Annotated in this window: 15 protein-coding genes and 1 pseudogene; 7 read left to right on the forward strand and 9 right to left on the reverse strand. The window is 69.1% G+C overall.

Going from position 1 to position 17,833, the window contains the following annotated elements:
- Positions 1-50 precede the first annotated feature (50 nt).
- Positions 51-1,436, reverse strand: a complete 1,386-nt coding sequence (locus FNH08_RS22535) for an MFS transporter (protein WP_194238563.1) — start codon at positions 1,434-1,436, stop codon at positions 51-53.
- Between the two features lie 403 nt (positions 1,437-1,839).
- Positions 1,840-2,682, reverse strand: coding sequence for an IclR family transcriptional regulator (locus tag FNH08_RS22540; RefSeq protein WP_152773307.1), 843 nt, complete (start codon positions 2,680-2,682; stop codon positions 1,840-1,842).
- A gap of 186 nt (positions 2,683-2,868) precedes the next feature.
- On the opposite strand from FNH08_RS22540, the gene FNH08_RS22545 reads away from it, so the two are divergent.
- From FNH08_RS22545 to FNH08_RS22560, 4 genes are all read left to right on the forward strand, one after another.
- Positions 2,869-3,954, forward strand: coding sequence for a maleylacetate reductase (locus FNH08_RS22545; RefSeq protein ID WP_407704430.1), 1,086 nt, complete (start codon positions 2,869-2,871; stop codon positions 3,952-3,954).
- The gene (locus FNH08_RS22550; protein ID WP_322725128.1) at positions 3,951-4,886 is read left to right on the forward strand and encodes a dioxygenase family protein; all 936 of its coding nucleotides are present in this window, start codon (positions 3,951-3,953) and stop codon (positions 4,884-4,886) included. The genes FNH08_RS22545 and FNH08_RS22550 overlap by 4 nt, the downstream gene beginning before the upstream one ends.
- Complete coding sequence (locus FNH08_RS22555; RefSeq protein ID WP_152773308.1) at positions 4,883-6,103, forward strand: FAD-dependent monooxygenase; 1,221 nt, start codon at positions 4,883-4,885, stop codon at positions 6,101-6,103. Before FNH08_RS22550 ends, FNH08_RS22555 begins: the two co-directional genes overlap by 4 nt.
- A 330-nt stretch (positions 6,104-6,433) precedes the next feature.
- Entirely contained in the window at positions 6,434-8,323 is a 1,890-nt protein-coding gene (locus tag FNH08_RS22560; RefSeq protein ID WP_322725129.1) for an ATP-binding SpoIIE family protein phosphatase, read from the forward strand.
- A gap of 32 nt (positions 8,324-8,355) precedes the next feature.
- Here the strand turns inward: FNH08_RS22560 and FNH08_RS22565 are convergent, their stop codons facing one another.
- The 4 genes and pseudogenes from FNH08_RS22565 to FNH08_RS54045 form a co-directional block, all read right to left on the reverse strand.
- Positions 8,356-9,312 carry a PDR/VanB family oxidoreductase gene (locus FNH08_RS22565; RefSeq protein WP_152773309.1) on the reverse strand — a complete coding sequence of 319 codons (957 nt, stop codon included), beginning with the start codon at positions 9,310-9,312 and terminating at the stop codon, positions 8,356-8,358.
- Entirely contained in the window at positions 9,309-10,328 is a 1,020-nt protein-coding gene (locus FNH08_RS22570) for an aromatic ring-hydroxylating dioxygenase subunit alpha (RefSeq protein WP_228034288.1), read from the reverse strand. Before FNH08_RS22570 ends, FNH08_RS22565 begins: the two co-directional genes overlap by 4 nt.
- A 289-nt stretch (positions 10,329-10,617) precedes the next feature.
- Positions 10,618-10,995, reverse strand: a complete 378-nt coding sequence (locus tag FNH08_RS22575) for a LysR substrate-binding domain-containing protein (RefSeq protein ID WP_322725131.1) — start codon at positions 10,993-10,995, stop codon at positions 10,618-10,620.
- 376 nt (positions 10,996-11,371) lie between these two features.
- Positions 11,372-11,542: pseudogene (locus tag FNH08_RS54045) on the reverse strand (LysR family transcriptional regulator); the annotation flags it as partial.
- 210 nt (positions 11,543-11,752) lie between these two features.
- Here FNH08_RS54045 and FNH08_RS22585 point away from each other — a divergent pair.
- On the forward strand, positions 11,753-12,370 hold the full coding sequence (locus tag FNH08_RS22585) for a nuclear transport factor 2 family protein (protein ID WP_152773310.1): 618 nt from the start codon (positions 11,753-11,755) through the stop codon (positions 12,368-12,370).
- A gap of 211 nt (positions 12,371-12,581) precedes the next feature.
- On the opposite strand, the gene FNH08_RS22590 is transcribed toward FNH08_RS22585, so the two are convergent.
- The 3 genes from FNH08_RS22590 to FNH08_RS50845 all read right to left on the reverse strand — a co-directional run bounded on the left by FNH08_RS22590 (position 12,582) and on the right by FNH08_RS50845 (position 15,297).
- On the reverse strand, positions 12,582-13,697 hold the full coding sequence (locus FNH08_RS22590) for an alcohol dehydrogenase catalytic domain-containing protein (RefSeq protein ID WP_152773311.1): 1,116 nt from the start codon (positions 13,695-13,697) through the stop codon (positions 12,582-12,584).
- The gene (locus FNH08_RS22595; protein ID WP_152773312.1) at positions 13,694-14,590 is read right to left on the reverse strand and encodes a fumarylacetoacetate hydrolase family protein; all 897 of its coding nucleotides are present in this window, start codon (positions 14,588-14,590) and stop codon (positions 13,694-13,696) included. Before FNH08_RS22595 ends, FNH08_RS22590 begins: the two co-directional genes overlap by 4 nt.
- A gap of 554 nt (positions 14,591-15,144) precedes the next feature.
- Positions 15,145-15,297 carry a hypothetical protein gene (locus tag FNH08_RS50845; RefSeq protein WP_194238564.1) on the reverse strand — a complete coding sequence of 51 codons (153 nt, stop codon included), beginning with the start codon at positions 15,295-15,297 and terminating at the stop codon, positions 15,145-15,147.
- A gap of 123 nt (positions 15,298-15,420) precedes the next feature.
- Between FNH08_RS50845 and FNH08_RS22600 the strand changes: the two genes are divergently transcribed.
- Positions 15,421-16,338 (forward strand): VOC family protein, encoded by a 918-nt coding sequence (locus FNH08_RS22600; protein WP_152773313.1) that lies wholly within the window; start codon positions 15,421-15,423, stop codon positions 16,336-16,338.
- An 81-nt stretch (positions 16,339-16,419) separates the two neighbouring features.
- The gene (locus FNH08_RS22605; RefSeq protein WP_194238565.1) at positions 16,420-17,319 is read left to right on the forward strand and encodes an ABC transporter substrate-binding protein; all 900 of its coding nucleotides are present in this window, start codon (positions 16,420-16,422) and stop codon (positions 17,317-17,319) included.
- The last annotated feature ends 514 nt before the right edge of the window (positions 17,320-17,833 follow it).

Here is a 17,833-nt window from a genome sequence, read left to right on the forward strand (position 1 = left end):
ACCCGGAACCGGGTGCCCAGTCGGCATCCAGGCTGACCTCGGCGTGCGGATCAGGTCGCCTCCGGCAGGGAGCGCATGGTCCCGTCCGTGCTCGCGTATCTCACCGGGGCTGCCTCTCCAGGAGCGCGGGGAACTAGTCCGATCAGTGCGGCACCGATGACGCCGGGTACCGCGAGGGCGTAGAAGTTCCACTGGAGCGCCAGCCCGGCCCCGATGATGAGTCCGAGCAGCGGCGGGGCGAGCATCGAGCCGAGGCGGCCGAAGCCCAGCGCCCAGCCCAGCGCTGTGGCGCCCATCCGTACCGGGTAGTACTTGGAGACATAGGCCAGAAGGAACGTCTGCGTACCCATCGCCCCGACACCCCCCAGAGCTACGGCCGCGTACAGCACCGCCGTGGGCAGTCGCAGGCTGAGAAGGATCACCGCGACGCTGGCCAGCAGGTATGTCGTGACGATGATCGGCTTCGAGCCGAGTCGGTCGGCGGCAAGGGAGATGAGGAGTTGGCCGACGACGGCGCCGAGGTTGAACATGAGGAGGAAGCCGAGTGCGGAACCGGAGGAATATCCGGCCCGGCGCATGATTTCCGGGAGCCAGGTGTTGTACCCGTAGATCATGAACAGGCACAGGCACGACATGGCCAGGAAGCACAGAGTCGCCACGATGTAGTCGCGCGAGAGCAGGGCTTTCACCGGTGACATGCTCTCCGGGCCGGTCCCGGCCGGCGCCTGCGTCGACGTCGGCGCTTCTTCCCGCGCTTCTTGCAGAGGGATGTTCCAGCGACGAGTTGTCTGCTCCGCCTCGGTGTGCTTGCCCTTCGCCCGGAGGAAAGCGATCGACTCCGGCAGGAACTTCAGAGCCACGGGCACGATCAGAACAAGCGGGAGGAGGCCGAGCAGGAACATCGCCTGCCAGCCGAACCGGGGTATCACGAACATCCCGGTGAAAGCGGCGATGATGCCGCCCACGGGAAAGCCGCTGAAGATGATCGCGAAGACCAGGTTGCGTGCCTTGGGATGTGAGTACTCACCGCTGAGAGCGGAGGCGGTCGGCAGTACGCCGCCGAGGCCGAGGCCGGCGAGGAACCGGAAGGCGCCGAACACCTCGGGGGAGGTCGCGATCGCGCACAGGCCCGTCATCACCGAGAACCAGGCCAGACAGCCGATCAGCATCCTGCGCCGGCCCAGTACGTCGGTGAGCGTGCCGACGGTCGTGGCTCCTATGAGCATTCCGATCAGAGCGAAGGAACCGATCAGACCGGCACCGGCAGGAGTCAGACCCCACCCGTGTTCGTGGAGCAGTGACGGGATGACAGCGCCGTAGATGACGACGTCGTATCCGTCGGCAACTATGGCGGTCCCACAGATCGCGAGTACCAGCAAGGTCACCGGAGGCCAGGTGGCTTTGCCGCCACTTCCTCCGAGGCTCTGTTCGTGCATGACAATTCCTCTCGCTGGGCTTTGTCTGTGGATCTCTCTCGCACTCGAATGCGGCGTGCGCAGGTTCGTCGCTGGCAGTCGCAGGCCGAACGGCGCCATGTCAGGACGTGGATGCGGCGGCTGTAGGCGCACACAGCCCTGATGGGCGAGTGTCGGTTGAGTCGCTGATCTGACTGCATCGCCTGCGGCTCGTGTTGCACCGCTAAGTGTGCACACTATTATGAGGCTGTAAAGGGCTCCGTACCGGAAAACCACACTGGGTGTGCGATGCGGGCGGGGGTTGAAGGTGTTGCACCCTGGCAGTCGCCTGGACGTCAGTGTTCCCAGCTCATCTGGCAGGCGTGCGGTGAATGGCCTGATGGTGTCGCGGTTCGAGAGTCCAGGGTGGGCGTCACACTATGCGTTACTCAAAGGGTTGGTGTGTATGCACATTGAGAGTCCCTTGCGAAATGGCGCCGACGCCGAGGCCCCGGGAGATGCTGCGGGCGGCCAGCACTACAGCAGGGACCAGGAGATGGGTTCGGGTGTCGGCGCACACGACGGACAAGGCCGCGACTACGCGGCCTGTCGAGTCGGTGACCGGCGCCGCCACCGAATGGGCGTCCGGGCTCATCTCCTCGTGTACGACCGCGGCGCCGGTCCGGCGGCACTCCGCCAGCGTCAGACGCAGTGTGGCCGGGTCGGTGATGGTCCTGGGCGTGCAGCGGGCCAGGCCCCGCTGCACGGCTTCGGTGAACAGTTCCTCGCCGGCGTGGGCCAGCAGGACCTGACCGGCGGCGGACGCGTGCAGCGGCAGCCGTCCTCCGACCTGGGACACCACAGGAACCGCTCTCGCTGACGAGATCCGTTCGACGACGAGGGCGTCGGTACCGTCGAGGACGGCCAGTTGTACGTGCTGGCGTGTGGCGGCGTGCAGGTCTTCCATGACGGGCATCGCCAGGACGCGCAGAGGCAGTCCGCGCGGGTTGAGCGCGCCGAGTTCCCACAGGCGAAGCCCGATGACGTAGGCGCCGCTGGGCAGACGTTCCAGTGCTCCCCACGCCGTCAGTTCGCCGACCAGCCGGTGGGCGGTGGCGTGGCGGAGGCCGGTGAGGCGGCAGATTTGGGCGAGCGTCAGCTCGCGGCGCTCCAGAGTGAACGCGCCCAGGATCGCCAGGGCCCGCGAGATGACTGTGCGACCGCGGTCGCCGCTGTTGGCCGTTTTCGGGTCCTTCCGCTGTGGTGGCGGGCCTTCCGCCTCCGCCATTCTCCGGTCGGCGGGTGGTCGTCGGGCAGGAACATGTCCGTTCAACGGACATCTTAGTGACCCTCGGCGGTCTCGCCCCTGACTCTCTCTCCCAGTCCTACAGCCGAAAGGAGTCCGGGCATGGGCATGACCGGGGCGCCGCGAGCCGGCGGCGGCCATGACGCCGAGTCGCTCGACGGGCCGTTGCTGAGTTTCGAGCACGAAAGTCTGACCCAACGGGTCGTCTTCTCCTCCGGTGGGGCGGCGGCGCGGGTACGGGCGGAGGTGGAGCGGCTCGGCGCCTCGCGGGTGATGGTGATCGCGGCAGCCGCCGAGGCCGAGCTGGCGCAGGCGGTCACCGCGGACCTGTCGGTCGTGCTGCGGTGGGACGAGGTGGTGATGCACGTCCCCGTCGAGGTGGCCGAGCGGGCTCGCACCGCGGCGGCCGCCCACCGGGCGGACCTGCTGCTCAGCGTTGGGGGTGGCTCCACCACGGGCTTGGCGAAGGCGATCGCGCTGACCAGCGGGCTGCCGATCCTCGCCGTTCCCACCACCTACGCGGGCTCGGAGGCCACCAGTGTGTGGGGTCTGACCGAGCAGGCGCGCAAGACCACGGGGTTCGACGCACGCGTCCTGCCGCGCTCCGTCGTGTACGACGCGACGCTGACGGTGTCGCTGCCGGTGCCGATGAGTGTCGCTTCGGGGCTGAACGCGCTGGCCCACTGCGTCGACGCCATGTGGGGCCCCCGGGTGGACCCGATCGACCGGGCGCTGGCGGGGGAGGGGATCCGTGCGCTGGCGGCAGGCTTGCCCGCGGTGGTCGCCGACCCGGTGGGCCTTCCTGGCCGGGAACAGGCCCTGTACGGGACGTACCTGTCCGCGGTGGCGTTCTCGTCGGCGGGTTCGGGACTGCACCACAAGATCTGCCATGTCCTGGGCGGCAGGTACGACCTGCCGCACGCCCAGACCCACGCCGTGGTGCTGCCCCACGTGCTGGCGTTCAACGCGCCCGCCGCCCCGGAGGCCGAGCAACGGATCGCTGCCGCGTTCGGCGCCGATTCGGCGATCGAGGGACTGCAGCGGCTCCGGCGTGACGTGGACGCGCCCCAGGCGCTGCGCGACTACGGGGTGAAGGAGACCGAGATGGACGACGCCGTGCAGGCGGTCCTGGACGTGGTGCCGGACCGCAATCCGCGGCCGGTGACGGCCGGAGACCTTCAGCGCCTGCTGAGTGCGGCGTGGCGGGGTGCGGACCCGCGGCTGACGAGCAACGAGGAGGAGAACCGACGGTGAATGAGCAGAACAAGGTGGCCGCCGAGCAGCGGGCACGCGAGCAGGCCCTGGTGGACAAGGTCGTGGCCTCCTTCGAGACCGCGCGGGACCAGCGGCTCAAACAGGTGACGCAGGCCCTGACCCGACATCTGCACGCGTTCCTGCGCGAGGTGCGCCTTACCGAGGCGGAGTGGGCATCCGCGATCGAGTTCCTCACCGCGGCCGGGCACATCACCGACGACAAGCGGCAGGAGTTCATCCTGCTGTCGGACGTGCTCGGGGCGTCCATGCAGACGATCGCGATCAACAACGAGGCGTACGCGAACGCCACCGAGGCGACGGTGCTCGGACCCTTCTTCGTCGAGGGCTCACCTGAGATACCGCTGGGCGGGGACATCTCCTTCAGCGCCGCCGGGCAGCCGTGCTGGGTCGAGGGAACGGTCACCGACACGGACGGGAAACCGGTACCGGGAGCCCGTATGGAGGTGTGGGAAGCCGACGAGGACGGCTTCTACGACGTGCAGTACGACGACGACCGCACCGCGGCCCGGGGTCACCTTTTCAACGACGAGTCGGGCGACTACCGGTTCTGGGCGATCACTCCGACCCCGTACCCGATTCCGCACGACGGTCCGGTCGGCGCCCTGCTCGCCGCGGTGGGCCGTTCCCCCATGCGCGCCTCGCACCTGCACTTCGACGTCCGCGCCGAAGGCAAGCGGACCCTGATCACCCACATCTTCGTCCGCGGCGACGAACTCCTCAGCAGCGACGCCGTGTTCGGAGTCAAGGACTCGCTGATCCACGACTTCGTGGAGCACCCGGCGGGCACACCTACGCCCGACGGCCGCGATCTCGGGGGCCGGTCCTGGTCGAGTGTCCGCTTCGACATCGTCCTCGCTCCCGCGGACACAGCGGGGCCGGGCATGGCTGCGTACGAAAGGAATGGCGCATGACCAGCGCGGACAAGAGACGAACGCCCCACCTGCGAGTCGCCGTGGTCGGCGGAGGGATCGGCGGTCTCGCCACCGCCGCGTTCCTGCACCGGGCAGGGATCGAGGCGACCGTGTACGAGCAGGCGCCCGCCCTCACCGAGGTCGGAGCAGGTCTCGTCGTTTCCCCGAACGCCGTGCGGCTGCTACGCGGCCTCGGCCGGCTCGACCAATTCCGGCACCGCGCCGTGCCGCTGGAGGTCGGGTGGGAGTTCCGGCGCTGGCAGGACGGGCGCGTGCTCTTCTCCCAGAACCTCGGCGAGGAATGCGAACGGCGCTTCGGCGAGCAGAGCTACGTCGCCCACCGCGCCGACCTCCTCGCCGCGGTGCGGGCGGCAGTGCCCGAACGGGCACTGCTGCTGGGGCGCCGTCTCGCCGGTCTGCACCGGCTGGACGCGGGAGTGGAGCTGACGTTCACCGATGGAACGCGGGAGGTCGCCGACGTGGTCGTCGGCGCCGACGGCGTCCACACCACCGTGGGGCAGTACGTGACCGAGACCGGCTCACCACGGTTCTCGGGTATGTGCGCCTGGCGGTCCCTCGTACCGGCCGGGAGCGCGCCGGAGTTCGCGCGTCATCCGGTACAGACGCTGTGGCTCGGCCCCGACCGCCACCTGGTCCACTACCCGATCTCCGGTGGCGCACAGATCAACGTCGTCGCGTTCGGTCCGGCGTACGACTGGACGACGGAGTCATGGTCGGCCGAGGGGCGGATCGAGGACCTGCGCGCCGAGTTCGCCGGGTGGTCCGACGACCTGCGGGCGCTCCTCGCGGCCGCGGAGAGCACCGGACGGTGGGCGCTGCTCGACCGGGACCCACTGCCCTGCTGGACGAACGGGCCCGTCGCGCTGCTCGGCGACGCGGCACACCCGATGTTCCCCTTCTTCGCCCAGGGAGCGGCACAGGCGATGGAGGACGCCGCCGTCTTGGCGGCTTGCCTCGCCGGCCGGCCGGAAGACCCCACTGCCGCGCTACGCCGGTACGAGGACATCCGCCGCCCGCGCGCTACCAGGGTGCAGCAGATGAGCCGGGGCAGGGCGGAGAGCAACCACCTGCCTGACGGCCCCGCTCAGCAAGCCAGAGACGCCTCGTTCTCGGACGCGGACCCCTTCGCCCACAACGGGTGGATCTACGGTCACGACGCCGAGCTGTCCGTACGGGAAGCACTGGCGGTCGGCTGAGCCCACCTTCCCCGCTGAACGGGAACGGCCTGGCCAGGGCCAGTGGTAGCCTTGCCGTAAATACCACTTATGTCTTGTTGTTCAGTGGTGGAGACCTCACCGCCGCCCCCGCTGTGCACGGGCGAGCGGGAGGCGCGGTGACGGCTGAGAAGGCTGGCCCCGTCAGCGAGGCGGAGCAGCCCGAGCGGCTGCCGCCAGGATGCCTGGTACCCCCGGGCGAAGACGTCCGGGGGGACGCTCCTTGGGGGACGGAGGCGCTGGCCCTCGTGCTCCGACAGGCGACGACGTGTTTGCGCGGGGGAGTGGGCTGATCTGCCCGACGAACAGGGCGTGGCGCCCGCGCACGCCCTGCGGCGTGGTGGTTTCGCCTGCCTCGCCGGGGACGGCCTGGGCACCGGAGCGGCCGGCACCGCGGCAATACCCCTTCCCGGTGCCGACGGGCCGGTCGGTGTGCTGTCGGTGCTCATGGCAGGGCCCGGTGAGCCGGACGAGACGCAACGGGATCTGCTCCGTGCGCTGGCGGGATGGGCCGGCGGACGCCTCGGCGGCAGGCCCGCGTTGTACGGCACCGAGCCGGCGGCCGGAGCCGAGCGGTCGGTACGCGTGGGTGAGCTGACCGCCGCGCTGGCCGAGGCCGTCACCTCCCGCGACGTGGTGGAGGCCGTCGCCGAGTACGTCCTGCCACCCTTCGGGGCCGACGGGCTGGTGTTCCAGATCCTCGAAGGCGGCCGCCTGAACGTCGTCGGCGCCGCCGGGTACCCGCAGGAGTTCCTCAGCCTGCTCGACGGGATGCCGCTCGCCGCGCACGCCCCCGTCCGCGATGTACTGCAAACCCGCACGCCCCGGTTCATCGAGGCGAAAGCGGAGATCTCCCGGCGCTATCCGACGATGAGGAGGGTGAACGAGGCGTCACCGAAGGAGGCCGTGGCGTTTCTGCCTATGATCGCCTCTGGCCGCGCCATGGGCTTGTGCGTGGTGTCGTTCAGCCGGCCGCGTTCCTTCAGCAACGAGGAGCGCACCCTGCTGACGGCCCTGAGCGGCCTGGTCGGTCAGTCGCTGGAGCGGGCACGACTGTACGACCTGGAGCACGCCCGCGCCCGGGAACTGCAACGCGGGCTGCTGCCCAGGACGTTGCCGCGCCTGCCCGCCGCCCGAGCCGCCGCCCGGTACCTGCCCGCGGGGCGCGGCGAGGAGGTGGGTGGTGACTGGTACGACCTGATTCCCCTGTCCGCCGACCGGGTCGCCATGGTGATCGGCGACGTCATGGGGCACGGCATCGCCGAGGCCGCCACGATGGGCCGGCTGCGTACGGCCGTCCGCACCCTCGCCGACCTGGAGATGCCCCTCGACGAGCTGTTCAGCCGTCTCAACGACCTGGTCTCCGACCTCGGCGAGGACTTCTACGCCACCTGCCTGTACGCCGTCCTCGATCCCGTCGCCCGCACCTGCACCTACTGCCTGGCCGGGCACCCGCCGCCGGTCGTCGTGCACCCCGACGGCACCGTGCACATCCCCGATGTCGCTCCCGACCCGCCGCTGGGCGCCGCCAAGCCGCCCTTCGAGACGCACCAACTGTGTCTGCCCGACGAGAGCCTTCTTGTCCTCTACACAGACGGGCTCGTCGAATCCGCGACACGGGACGCCGACCAAGGGCTGGAGCAACTGCGGCAGATGCTGTCCCGCCCTGCGGTCGGTACCGCCTGTTTCGCGGCCGCGGACGAGGACGTTGACGTCCGGTGCCTGGAGGAGCTGTGCGACACGGTCGTGTCCGGTCTGCTGCCCGATCACGAGCAGACGACCGACGACGCCGGCCTGCTCATCGTGCACACTCGGTGCACCATCGCGGGTGATGTCGTCTCCCTCGACCTGCCGAACGATCCCCGGGCTGCCGGACAGGCCCGGGAATATGTCCGGGAACAGCTCGACGCATGGGGGCTGGGCGATCTCGTGCTCACCACCGAGCTGCTGGTGAGCGAGCTGGTCGGCAACGTCGTCCGGCACGCCAAGGACCCCGTCCGCCTGCGCCTGCTGCGCAGCCGCTCGCTGATCTGCGAGGTCTACGACGGAAGCCTCACCACCCCCCGCATACGCCACGCCAGTTACACCGACGAGGGCGGACGGGGCCTGCAACTCGTCGCCGCCCTGTCCCGGCGCTGGGGCGCCCGCTACCTCCACGACGGTAAGTGCATCTGGACGGAGCAGGACCTGCCGCCCACATAGGCATCCGGTGCTGCCGCACTGTCCGGCGGGGGTCAGCAGTCGATCGTGAGGGAGGCTCCCGCGACGCGGGACACACACGCGCACATCTCCCGGCCCTCCGCGCGCTGACGCTCCGAAAGGAACACGTCCCGGTGATCGACCTGACCGGCCGCGTCGAGTACCGCAACCCTGCACAGGCCGCACTCGCCTCGGCGACAGTCGTACATCATCTCCACCCCGGCATTCTCGAGGGCGTCCAGGAGGCTCGTGCCGACGGGCACGTCGAACCTCAACCCACGCGCGGGAACCTCCACGCGGAACGGTGTCGCAGGAAGGGCTCCGCTCGTGCCAAACGTTTCGAAGCGGAGTCCGGCGGGCGGCCTGGCGGCACGCTCCCAGGCTGCCCGGACAGCAGTGAGCAGCTCCATCGGGCCGCAGACGTACAGCACGCCACCGTCGGGGACCGACGCGACGACCTCGTCCGGGTCGACGAAGGTTCCGTGCCTGTCTTCGAAGACCCTGACCCTTCCAGGATGTTCCCGCTCCAGGTCGTCGACGAAGGCCATCCGGTCACGGGATCGGCCGACGTAGACGAGCCGGTAGTCGGCGTCTCGCGTGCGGAGGGCGTGGGCGAGCCCGACGACGGGGGTGATCCCGATGCCGCCGGCGAGGAGCACGCTGGGCAGGCGCCCCTGGCTGAGCGGGAACTCGTCGACCGGGCCGGTGAAGGTGATTTCCGAGCCGGGGCGCTGGTCGTGCATCCACCGCGATCCCCCACGCCCGTCCTGCTGGAGGCGTACGGCGATGCGGAGCAGGCCGTCGTCCTGGCCCCGGTCGACCAGCGAGTAGGAGCGCGTCTCCGGCCCACCCGGCAGGGGGACGGTGATGTCGATGTGACTGCCCGGCGGGACCGACGGGACCGGTCTGGAGGGGCGCATCACCAATTCCACGATGCCCGGTACGAGTTCGGTGCGCGTTACGACGACCGCGGTGTCGGCCATGCCGGTCATACCGTCTCCCTTGTCGTGGCCGCGACGGCCGCCAGGCGGCTCGGGGGTGTGCGGACTCGTCCCTGTTCCCGAGCGACCTGTGCGTCGATGATCCGGCGTACCCACATACCGCCGACGTCGATGTTGAGGTTGTAGAACTCGTGTCCCGGGTTGGCCTCGATCGCCCGCTGCTGCGCGTTGAGCATCTCGGTGTCCTGGCCGAAGACCCGCGAGACGCTGTCGCGGAGCAGGGTGGTCAGGCTCTGGTCGTGGAGGTGGTAGTTGCGGGTGAAGGCCCAGAAGTAGTGGCAGGTTCCGGCCGTGGCAGGTGTGACCGTGTTGAGTACGTAGCCGTTGACGCCGGCGCTCCGGTCGCCTTCCGGGGCCCCGCTTCCGGCCGGTGCGACACCGACGTCGATGGTGATCGTCGTGGGCGCGGTGAAGCGGATGACCTGCCACCGGTCGACGGGCCCGTCGTAGGCAGGGCTCTTGCGGCGCAGCTGCATGGCCAGGAAAGGAGGCGCCTCGATCCCCCGCATCCACAGGGTGAGCGTGACGGAATGGTCGTCGTGTGCGACGTCGGGTTCCGCCTCGGAGAGTTCGTCGCTGGCGAGGCTGTCCGCGTGCAGGAACTGCTCGTGGGTGAGGTCCATGAGGTTGTCGAGGACGAGCCTGTAGTCGCAGTCGAGGAGGATGTTCTCACCGTCCCCGGCCCACTGCGGATCGTTGTTCCAGTGCAGGTTCGGGACGAGATCGGGGTCGGCCGCCGCGGGGTCGCCCAGCCAGACCCAGACGAACCTGTGCCGTTCCACCACAGGGTAGGAGGCGACCGCGGCCGACGGATTGAGGGACTCCTGGGCGGGCATCCGTGTGCAGCGGCCGTCGGGCCCGTAGGCGAGGCCATGGTAGCCGCAGACCACGTCGTCACCGTGCAATTCGCCCATCGACAAGGGCACGAGACGGTGCCAGCAGGCATCGGCCATCGCCACCGCTTTCCCGGAAATGGTCCTGTACAGCACGAGCGATCGCCCGCACATGGTGCGTGGCAGCAGGGCGCGACCGACTTCGATGTCTCATGCCGCGGCGTACCAGGCGTTCAGCGGGAACATGATGGTTGTCCTCCTCGGTGGTTGGCACGTCGCCGATGGAATCCGACAGCAGTGGCCGGCTCGTTCAGAGAAAATGCGCGGGGGTGCTCAGGCGACGCCCGTCGGCGGTGGCCGACGAGAGCGCGGACCGCGGTGCGAAAATACGCTCTCGTCGGAACGCTAAGCACACCTGAGGGATGAGTCCAATGAATGCTGGAAATGCCGTGTAATCACTTCGCTAATGAACCGTGCACATCAGCTGTTTCCGAAGCCATACACGTCCGGGGTCGCCGTCAGTGCGCGGATTCCACACCAGATCGACACCGAGCGACGGGAGGGGAATCGGCGACTCCATGACCCTGAGCCCGTGCTGGGCCGCCAGCCGCTGGGCCAGCCGACGCTGCAACAGAGCGATCATGGGCGTGCCGCTCACCATCGAGGGGATCATCAGGAACTCGAAGACGACGCACTGGACGACGAGATCTGGAATCAGCCGAGCCAGGGCCTGCTGAGCGCCGACCCGCCGCCCTTCCCACTCGAACACCACGTGAGGCAGCCGGGTGAGGTCGTCGACAGTGAGGGTCGCGCCGATGCGGGTGCTGTGCGCGTCGGCGATCCACGACCCAGTCCTCTTGGTACAGCCGCTCCCTCGGCAGCGTGGTCGGCACGGTGTCCGGTAGCAGCGTCACGTCCGCCGTCGAATGGCCGCGGGTGAGGTCCGGGAAGGATTCAGGTGGTTCCAGGTGCAGGCGGACACCGGGTGCGGACACGGCGAGCGTGGCGCTCAGGGCGGGCAGGACGGTCAGGGCCGTGGCGCTGGTCGCGGCTATGCGGAAGGCGCGGTACGAGGTCGCGGGATCGAACGTCGGTGGTGTGATCACCTGGTTCGCCGCGGTCTCCAGAATCAGGTTGACCGGTCCGGCCAGCGCATCGGCGCGCGCGGTGAGCACGTAGTGGCGGCCGACCCGGACGAGGAGTTCGTCACCGAGGGTGCGCCGCAGTCGCTGCAGGGCGTTGCTCATGGCCGGCTGGGTCAGCCCGACCGCGTGGGCGGCGCGGGTGACACTGCGGTGCTCGAGGAGGGCGGCGAGCAGTGGGAGCAGATTGAGGTCGACCCGGTGCAGGCCAGTTGCGGTGTTCGTCGGTCGAGCGTTGTTGTTCACTCTGGTTATTCACCCCGCCTATGCATCGCATGCGAAATACTGATTCGACTGATTGCCGGCTGCGGTATTACGGTCCTGATAGACCCAGGTCGACACTGTCTCCACCGGTCCGGAGTTCTCGGTCATCGCTCACGGCTCCGCATCGGATTTGCGTGAAGTGGGCCCGACCGTCACTGCGAATTCCTTTTGCGGAACCCAACGGAGGTTTGAATGCCGACCATCGAGACGGACAAGCGCGAGCTGCGTCAGCTCGTCGAGGACTGGGCACTGTGGCGCGACGCCGGCGACTGGGAACGCTTCGCCACCCTGTGGCACCCCGACGACGGCTGGATGACAGCCACGTGGTTCCAGGGCCCGGCGCGGGACTTCATCGCGATCAGCCGGGAGGGCTTCGACAACGGAGTCAGCATCCTTCACTTCCTCGGCGGTCACACCGCCGATGTCGTCGGTGACCGCGCCATAGCCCAGACCAAGATGTCCATCAACCAGAGGGCCGAGGTCGACGGAGTCGAGGTCGACATCGTCTGCACGGGGCGCTTCTACGACTTCTGCGCGCGCCACGAGGGTGCATGGAAGATCGTGCGTCGGCAGCCGATCTACGAGAAGGACCGTCTCGACGTTGTCGATCCGTCCGCGACGCTGAGTCTGGATCCGCAACTGCTGGGCCGCTTCCCCGTCGGCTACCGCCATCTCGGCTACCTCCAGACCAAGGCGGGCTTCACGGTGAAGACCGGGCTGCCGGGTCTTACGGGTGAGGTTTTGCAGCGCCTCTGTGAAGAGGGCGCGAAGTGGCTGGCCGGCTCGCGTACTCCGGGCGATCCTCACTGATCGGCCGCACTGATGTGCCGCAGGGCGCCTGCCGGGCGTAGGTCCGGTTCGGGCGCCCTGGGTTGTGTGCGAGCAGCGGTGCGCTGATCTCTCGCGGACGGGGCGGTGGGGACCACTGCGGTGGTGGAGCCCCGGTGGGACAACCAGTGGGGACGACAGTTCCGCATCGTCCCCATGAGTGTCCCACCGGAGCCGGCCGGGGCCGGGTCCGCTACGTGTCCCAGTCCTCGGCGCGCAGGGTGAGCGCCACACGCCCGAGGCTGTTGTCGTCCTCCATGTAGCGATGGGCGTCGGCGGCGCGGGCGATGGGGAACGCGCGGTCGACGACGGCACGGAAGCCGTTCTCCACCTGCGTCCACAGTTGCGTCACCGCGGCCGGGCTACCAGTGCGGACCCCGATGATGCGGTGGCAGTCGGAGTACACGCGGCGCATGTCGATCTTGACCTGGCCGCCGAGGAATGCACCGGAGGTCACGACAGTGCCGCCGCGGGTCAGGGAGTCGATGGTCGCGTCCCAGACGGCCGGGTCACCGAGATTGTCGACGGCGATGTCGACACCGCGACCGCCGGTCGCCTCGCGTACCCGCTCCACGAAGTCCGGCGCGTTGGTGTCCAGCACGAGGTCGGCCCCCGCCGCGGCCATGGCTGCCCGCTTCTCCGCCGAACGGGAGGTCGAGATGATCTTCGCGCCCAGGTGCTGGGCGTAGGCGGCCGTCGTGGAGCCGAGCGCGGACGAGGCGCCCTGGACCAGTACCCAGTGTCCGGGGCGGAGTCCTGCCTGGGTCATCTGGTTGGCGGCGACCGCGCCGAGGAGTGCGAGCGAGGCGGCCATCGCGGCCGAAATGCCGTCCGGGACCTTGTGCACGTTGCCCGCGGGCACCGCACAGTACTGCGCGTAGGCGCCGGGGCGATGGGTGCCTATCACGGTCAGGGAGTCGCAGACTTCCTCGCGGCCCTCTGCGCAGTAGGCGCAGGTGCCACATGCGACACCGGGCAGGACGGCCACGCGGTCGCCGACCTGTACGGAGTCCACGCCCTCGCCCAGTGCGGCGACGGTGCCGGCGTGATCGGCGCCCAGGATGTGGGGCGGTTCGATCTTGGCGTAGGGGTGGTTGCCCGCACGGGCCGTGAGGTCGAGCAGTCGGCCGATACCGACTGCGGCGACCTGGACGAGGACCTCTCCGGGGCCGGGGCGCGGCGTGTCCACCGTGGCCCGTTCCAGGACGTCGGGCGGTCCGAACCGGCGGAACAGCATGGCCGTCATGGTTGCGGGAACCGGCAGCGCTTCCGACCAGCCGAGCTCAGAAACGGTCAGGGTGTTGCTCATGGCGTCACCACCGTGTTCTCCAGGCGACCGATCCGCTCGATCTCAATGACTATGTCATCCCCGGCGGCCAGGAACTCCCCGCGCGGTACTCCGCAGCCCGCCGGTGTGCCGGTGAGGATGACGTCTCCGGGTTCCAGTCGGGTGATCCGGCTGGCGGCCGCGATCACCTCGGGGATCTTCACCATCATCTGCGCGGTGGAGGAGTCCTGTTTCAGCACACCGTTGATGCTGAGCTGGATCTTCAGGTTCTGCGGGTCGGGGATCTGCCATGCGGGCACCAGCCCGGGGCCGAGCGGGCAGAAGCCGTCCTGTCCCTTGTGGCTGACCCAGTCGAAGGTGAACGGCTCGGCGACAGGCTTGGCGGACTTGATCCGGTCCCGGGCCGAGATGTCATTCGCCGCCAGGTAGCCGGCCACATGATCCATGGCCTGCTCGGGCGCGAGGTCGCGGCCGCCACGGCTGATGACCACGGCCAGCTCGGCCTCCCAGTCGACGCGGGCGCCCGGGTATGCGGGCAGCGGCACCGGATCCCCCGGACCCGTCACTGTGGTCGTCGGCGGCTTGAGGAAGAAGAACGGGTCCCCCAGCTCATCGGGGCGTTCGCAGCCCATCTCCGCGATGTGGTCCCAGTAGTTGGCGCCCGCGCAGAGCACCTTGCCGGGATACGTCAGCGGCGGAGCGAGCCGGGCGCCGGCGACGGCGTCGGATGCCGCCGGCGTCCAGTCACGGAACAGCGGCGCGAGCGACTCCCATCGACCCAGCACTTCCATCAACGTGAGGCCTTCGGTCCCGGGCGGCCCCTGGACCACGGTCGCATCGGTGTACGCACCGACGGCGATTTTCCCCGAGTCATCGACCCGGTACTGCACCAACGACCATTGTGGCGATGTCATGTGTCCTCCGACAAGCGGCTCTCTGAAGCAGGAGCACCATAGTGCATACACTTTGAGAACGGAAGGATGAACTCTGGATACATGACGGAGAGTGGCGCGAGGCGGGGACTCATGGTCGGGCTCGGGTGGCGGGGGACGGTTCACTGGGGGCTCGTCATCTCGCACCGCAGACGTACCAGTGTGGAGATTCACGACCGCTTGCGGCGGCTGTTCCTGGAACGCGTTCTGCCGCCCGGGTGCGGAACGGAAGCAGGCTGAACGCGCTGGGGCCTTTGATGTGAGGGCCGCTGCATGAGCGTACGCGTCACCGCTGGGCGCCTGACGGCGCCGGGAGGCTCAGGAGGTGTCGTCGGCTGTGCGACATGGACCGTGCGGAACGGGGCGGGGATTCCATGGCCTGGTGCGAGGCCCGCCGTGGCCTTCCAGCGGCTCGGCGACGTCTGGTGCGCGCCCACGGTGCTGTCTGCGCATCATTGCCTCCTGTGCGGGAGTGTGGTGAGCGCCTGTGTCCGGGCGTGGCGGGAGCGGCGCTCGGACGGGCGCGTGTGGTGCCGTCAGGAGCGCCACGGCCTGTTCGTCGCAGTCGCGGCCCGGGGAGTCGCGCCGAGCCTGCGGCTGATGGCAGGCATCTCGCCCGTACGGATCGCCAGGCCGTCGAGGGCCTGGCTCCCGGCCGCGGGCCGGGGTGTCCGGGAGTTGACGCGCATGACCCGTGGTTCCGGAATGGAAAAGGATTCACTCGGCACCTGGACGTCAAGCAGCAAAGGTGTACACACTTGTTCTGGGTGCCCGCGCGTGATGCGGGTTCACCAGAACCATGAGGAGTGCACATGTTGCGTGTCAAAGGTCTCCTGCACTACGGACTCCAGGTGCCGTCGCTGGATAGGGGCGCGGACTTCTACAGCGCGTTCGGGCTGGAGACGGCGGAGCGCGGCAACGCAGTGGTGATCCGTTGTGACGGCCGGGAGCAGGACCAGACGGTGTTGACGGAGGGGCCGGTCAAGCGGTTGCACCACGTGGCGTTCGCGGTGGACACGGACTCGCTGCCCGAGTGGCAGCGCCACTTGGAGGGCCTGGACATGAAGCTGCTGGACCCGCCGGCCGACGTCCCCGGCGGGCTCTGGTTCCGCGATCACGAGGGCAACCTGGTCAACCTCCGTGACGAGGGCATCGCCCCCTGGCGCGACTTCGGGACCACGGACGCGCAGGACTCCAACGTCGGCGACCGAGTCCGCCGGATCGACCAGGCCCGCTGGCTGACCGCAACCGAGAAGACCCGCCCCCAGCGACTCGGCCACATGCTGATCTTCAGCACCGATGTGAGTGCCTCCGAGGCCTTCTACACCCGCACGCTCGGGCTGCGCCTGTCGGACCGCATCGTCGGCGGGCCCGTGTTCATGAACTCGGGGCCCGGCGACCACCATGTCTTCGGCTTCGTCCCGGCGGAACACCCCGGCCTGCACCACTCCAGCTGGATGGTGTCCGACATCGATCAGATCGCCCGGGGCGCGCAGGACATGGCCTCCGTGGGCTACACGAAGGGCTGGGGCCTGGGCCGCCACACTCTCGGCTCGAACCTCTTCCACTACATCCAGGACCCTTGGGGCAGCTGGATCGAGTACTCCAGCGACATGGACTGCATCACCGAGAACTGGCAGCCGAACGACTGGGCGGATCTCCCGGCCGCCATCTGGAGCCCCGAAGCGCCGGCCGACTTCATCACCAACCAGGAAGAAAAGCCCGCCTGACCCTCGTCATCGTGCAACCGCCGAACACCCCGAGCCGACGGCCTTTCACGTGACAGCCTGCTGACTCAAAGGAACCATTCCATGCAATGGAGCATGCCTACCCCGCTGGGCCCGCCCGGCGAGCCCACCCGACGGTTGACTGCGGGTGTCTTCCCCGGCGCCGGCAACGTGCATCTTTACCACGCCCTCGACTCCGGGTACTTCCACCAGGCAGGGCTGGAGGTGAACCTGGTGCAGGTCGTCTCCTCCGACCAGCAGATGGTCGGCTGGAACCATGACGACTTCGACATCATGCACACCTCTCCCGACCACCTGCTGCGTGGGCTGCTGAAGCGGGATCCGGTGGCGGTCCGGGCCGAGGGCATGGGCGAACTGGCTGTTCACCGGCGTCCCGGAGCACCCCTGTCGACGGACCGCTGGGCTGTCGACAACGCGCAGAGCGCCTTCGCGTTCGTCCTGCGCGCCGTGCTCGCCGACGTCGCCGGCTCGCCGGTGACCGACGAACAACTCGTCGCCGTGGGGGGTACGTTGCAGAGGTTCCAGGCCCTGCCGACGGGCGCTGTGGACGGGACCACACTCCACCCGCCGTTCGACGTCCTGGCCGCCGAGCAAGGGTTCCCGCGCGTAGGCGGTCACCTTCAGGTGGCACCCGACCTCATCACCAACGTGGTGGTCACCCCCCGTGAGACCGCCGGCGCGTGGCACACCCGCGCCTACGTCGAGGTCTGCCGCAGGAGCGCCGAGGAGCTACTGTCCTCCGGCGCATCCGGTATTGAGGCAGCACTGCTGCGGCACGGTCTGCCCGAGGCCGCCGTCCGGGGCGCGGTCCCCGGTCTCCTCGGGCCCGCCGGCCTGTCGACGCCACCCGAGGTGACCCTGCGCGGCATGCAGGCGGTGGCTGGCCTGCGACGCCGCTTCACTTCGAACTGGCAGCCCGCCCGCCCGCTCACGTCCCTGATCGGTCCTGGTCAGGGACGCTGACGCAAGCCGTCGCCGAGGGTGAGGATGGCGTTGATCAGCGTGTGATCGGAGAAGTTGCCGCTGGTGGTGATCCAGGTGCCGTCGGTGAAGTACTCCGGCAGGTCGGCACGCCGTGTGTCGTCCCGTGGCGGAGACGCTCAGGGGTGGCCAGGAGTCGATCGGCGAACACCAGCCGGTGCCTCACACCGGCGCCCACGGCTTCTTCCGCGGCCGGGACGCCAGCCTGCCTGGTGCGGTTTGCGCCACAACGGGCCGAATGCGGTGACGAGTTCAGCCATCACGCTGACCGAAGGGCCGGTGATCCTTCGGTTGCTGCTGAACGCTGCGCGAATTACGGTGCCACCGCATGACCATGACCATGACCATGACCAACGATCAAGAGGTCGATGCCTGCCCGCCAACCATGCACGAGGTCTCCCCGCTCGCCGGGCCGGGGCCCGTGCTCCTGGTGGCCGGTCGTGTGCGCACCATGCAGGGCGTCGCTGACGACACGGAGCCGGAGCCGACCCCGGCC

This window comes from Streptomyces spongiae, assembly GCF_009377185.1.
GTDB classification, from domain to species: Bacteria; Actinomycetota; Actinomycetes; order Streptomycetales; family Streptomycetaceae; genus Streptomyces; species Streptomyces spongiae.

What these genes read in the sequence shown, in the direction of transcription:
- FNH08_RS22535 (WP_194238563.1), bottom strand. Translation starts at nt 1,436, where the DNA reads ATGCACGAACAGAGCCTCGGAGGAAGTGGCGGCAAAGCCACCTGGCCT.
- FNH08_RS22540 (WP_152773307.1), bottom strand. Translation starts at nt 2,682, where the DNA reads ATGGCGGAGGCGGAAGGCCCGCCACCACAGCGGAAGGACCCGAAAACG.
- FNH08_RS22555 (WP_152773308.1), top strand. Translation starts at nt 4,883, where the DNA reads ATGACCAGCGCGGACAAGAGACGAACGCCCCACCTGCGAGTCGCCGTG.
- FNH08_RS22565 (WP_152773309.1), bottom strand. Translation starts at nt 9,312, where the DNA reads ATGACCGGCATGGCCGACACCGCGGTCGTCGTAACGCGCACCGAACTC.
- FNH08_RS22570 (WP_228034288.1), bottom strand. Translation starts at nt 10,328, where the DNA reads ATGTGCGGGCGATCGCTCGTGCTGTACAGGACCATTTCCGGGAAAGCG.
- FNH08_RS22585 (WP_152773310.1), top strand. Translation starts at nt 11,753, where the DNA reads ATGCCGACCATCGAGACGGACAAGCGCGAGCTGCGTCAGCTCGTCGAG.
- FNH08_RS22590 (WP_152773311.1), bottom strand. Translation starts at nt 13,697, where the DNA reads ATGAGCAACACCCTGACCGTTTCTGAGCTCGGCTGGTCGGAAGCGCTG.
- FNH08_RS22595 (WP_152773312.1), bottom strand. Translation starts at nt 14,590, where the DNA reads ATGACATCGCCACAATGGTCGTTGGTGCAGTACCGGGTCGATGACTCG.
- FNH08_RS50845 (WP_194238564.1), bottom strand. Translation starts at nt 15,297, where the DNA reads ATGCGCGTCAACTCCCGGACACCCCGGCCCGCGGCCGGGAGCCAGGCC.
- FNH08_RS22600 (WP_152773313.1), top strand. Translation starts at nt 15,421, where the DNA reads ATGTTGCGTGTCAAAGGTCTCCTGCACTACGGACTCCAGGTGCCGTCG.
- FNH08_RS22605 (WP_194238565.1), top strand. Translation starts at nt 16,420, where the DNA reads ATGCAATGGAGCATGCCTACCCCGCTGGGCCCGCCCGGCGAGCCCACC.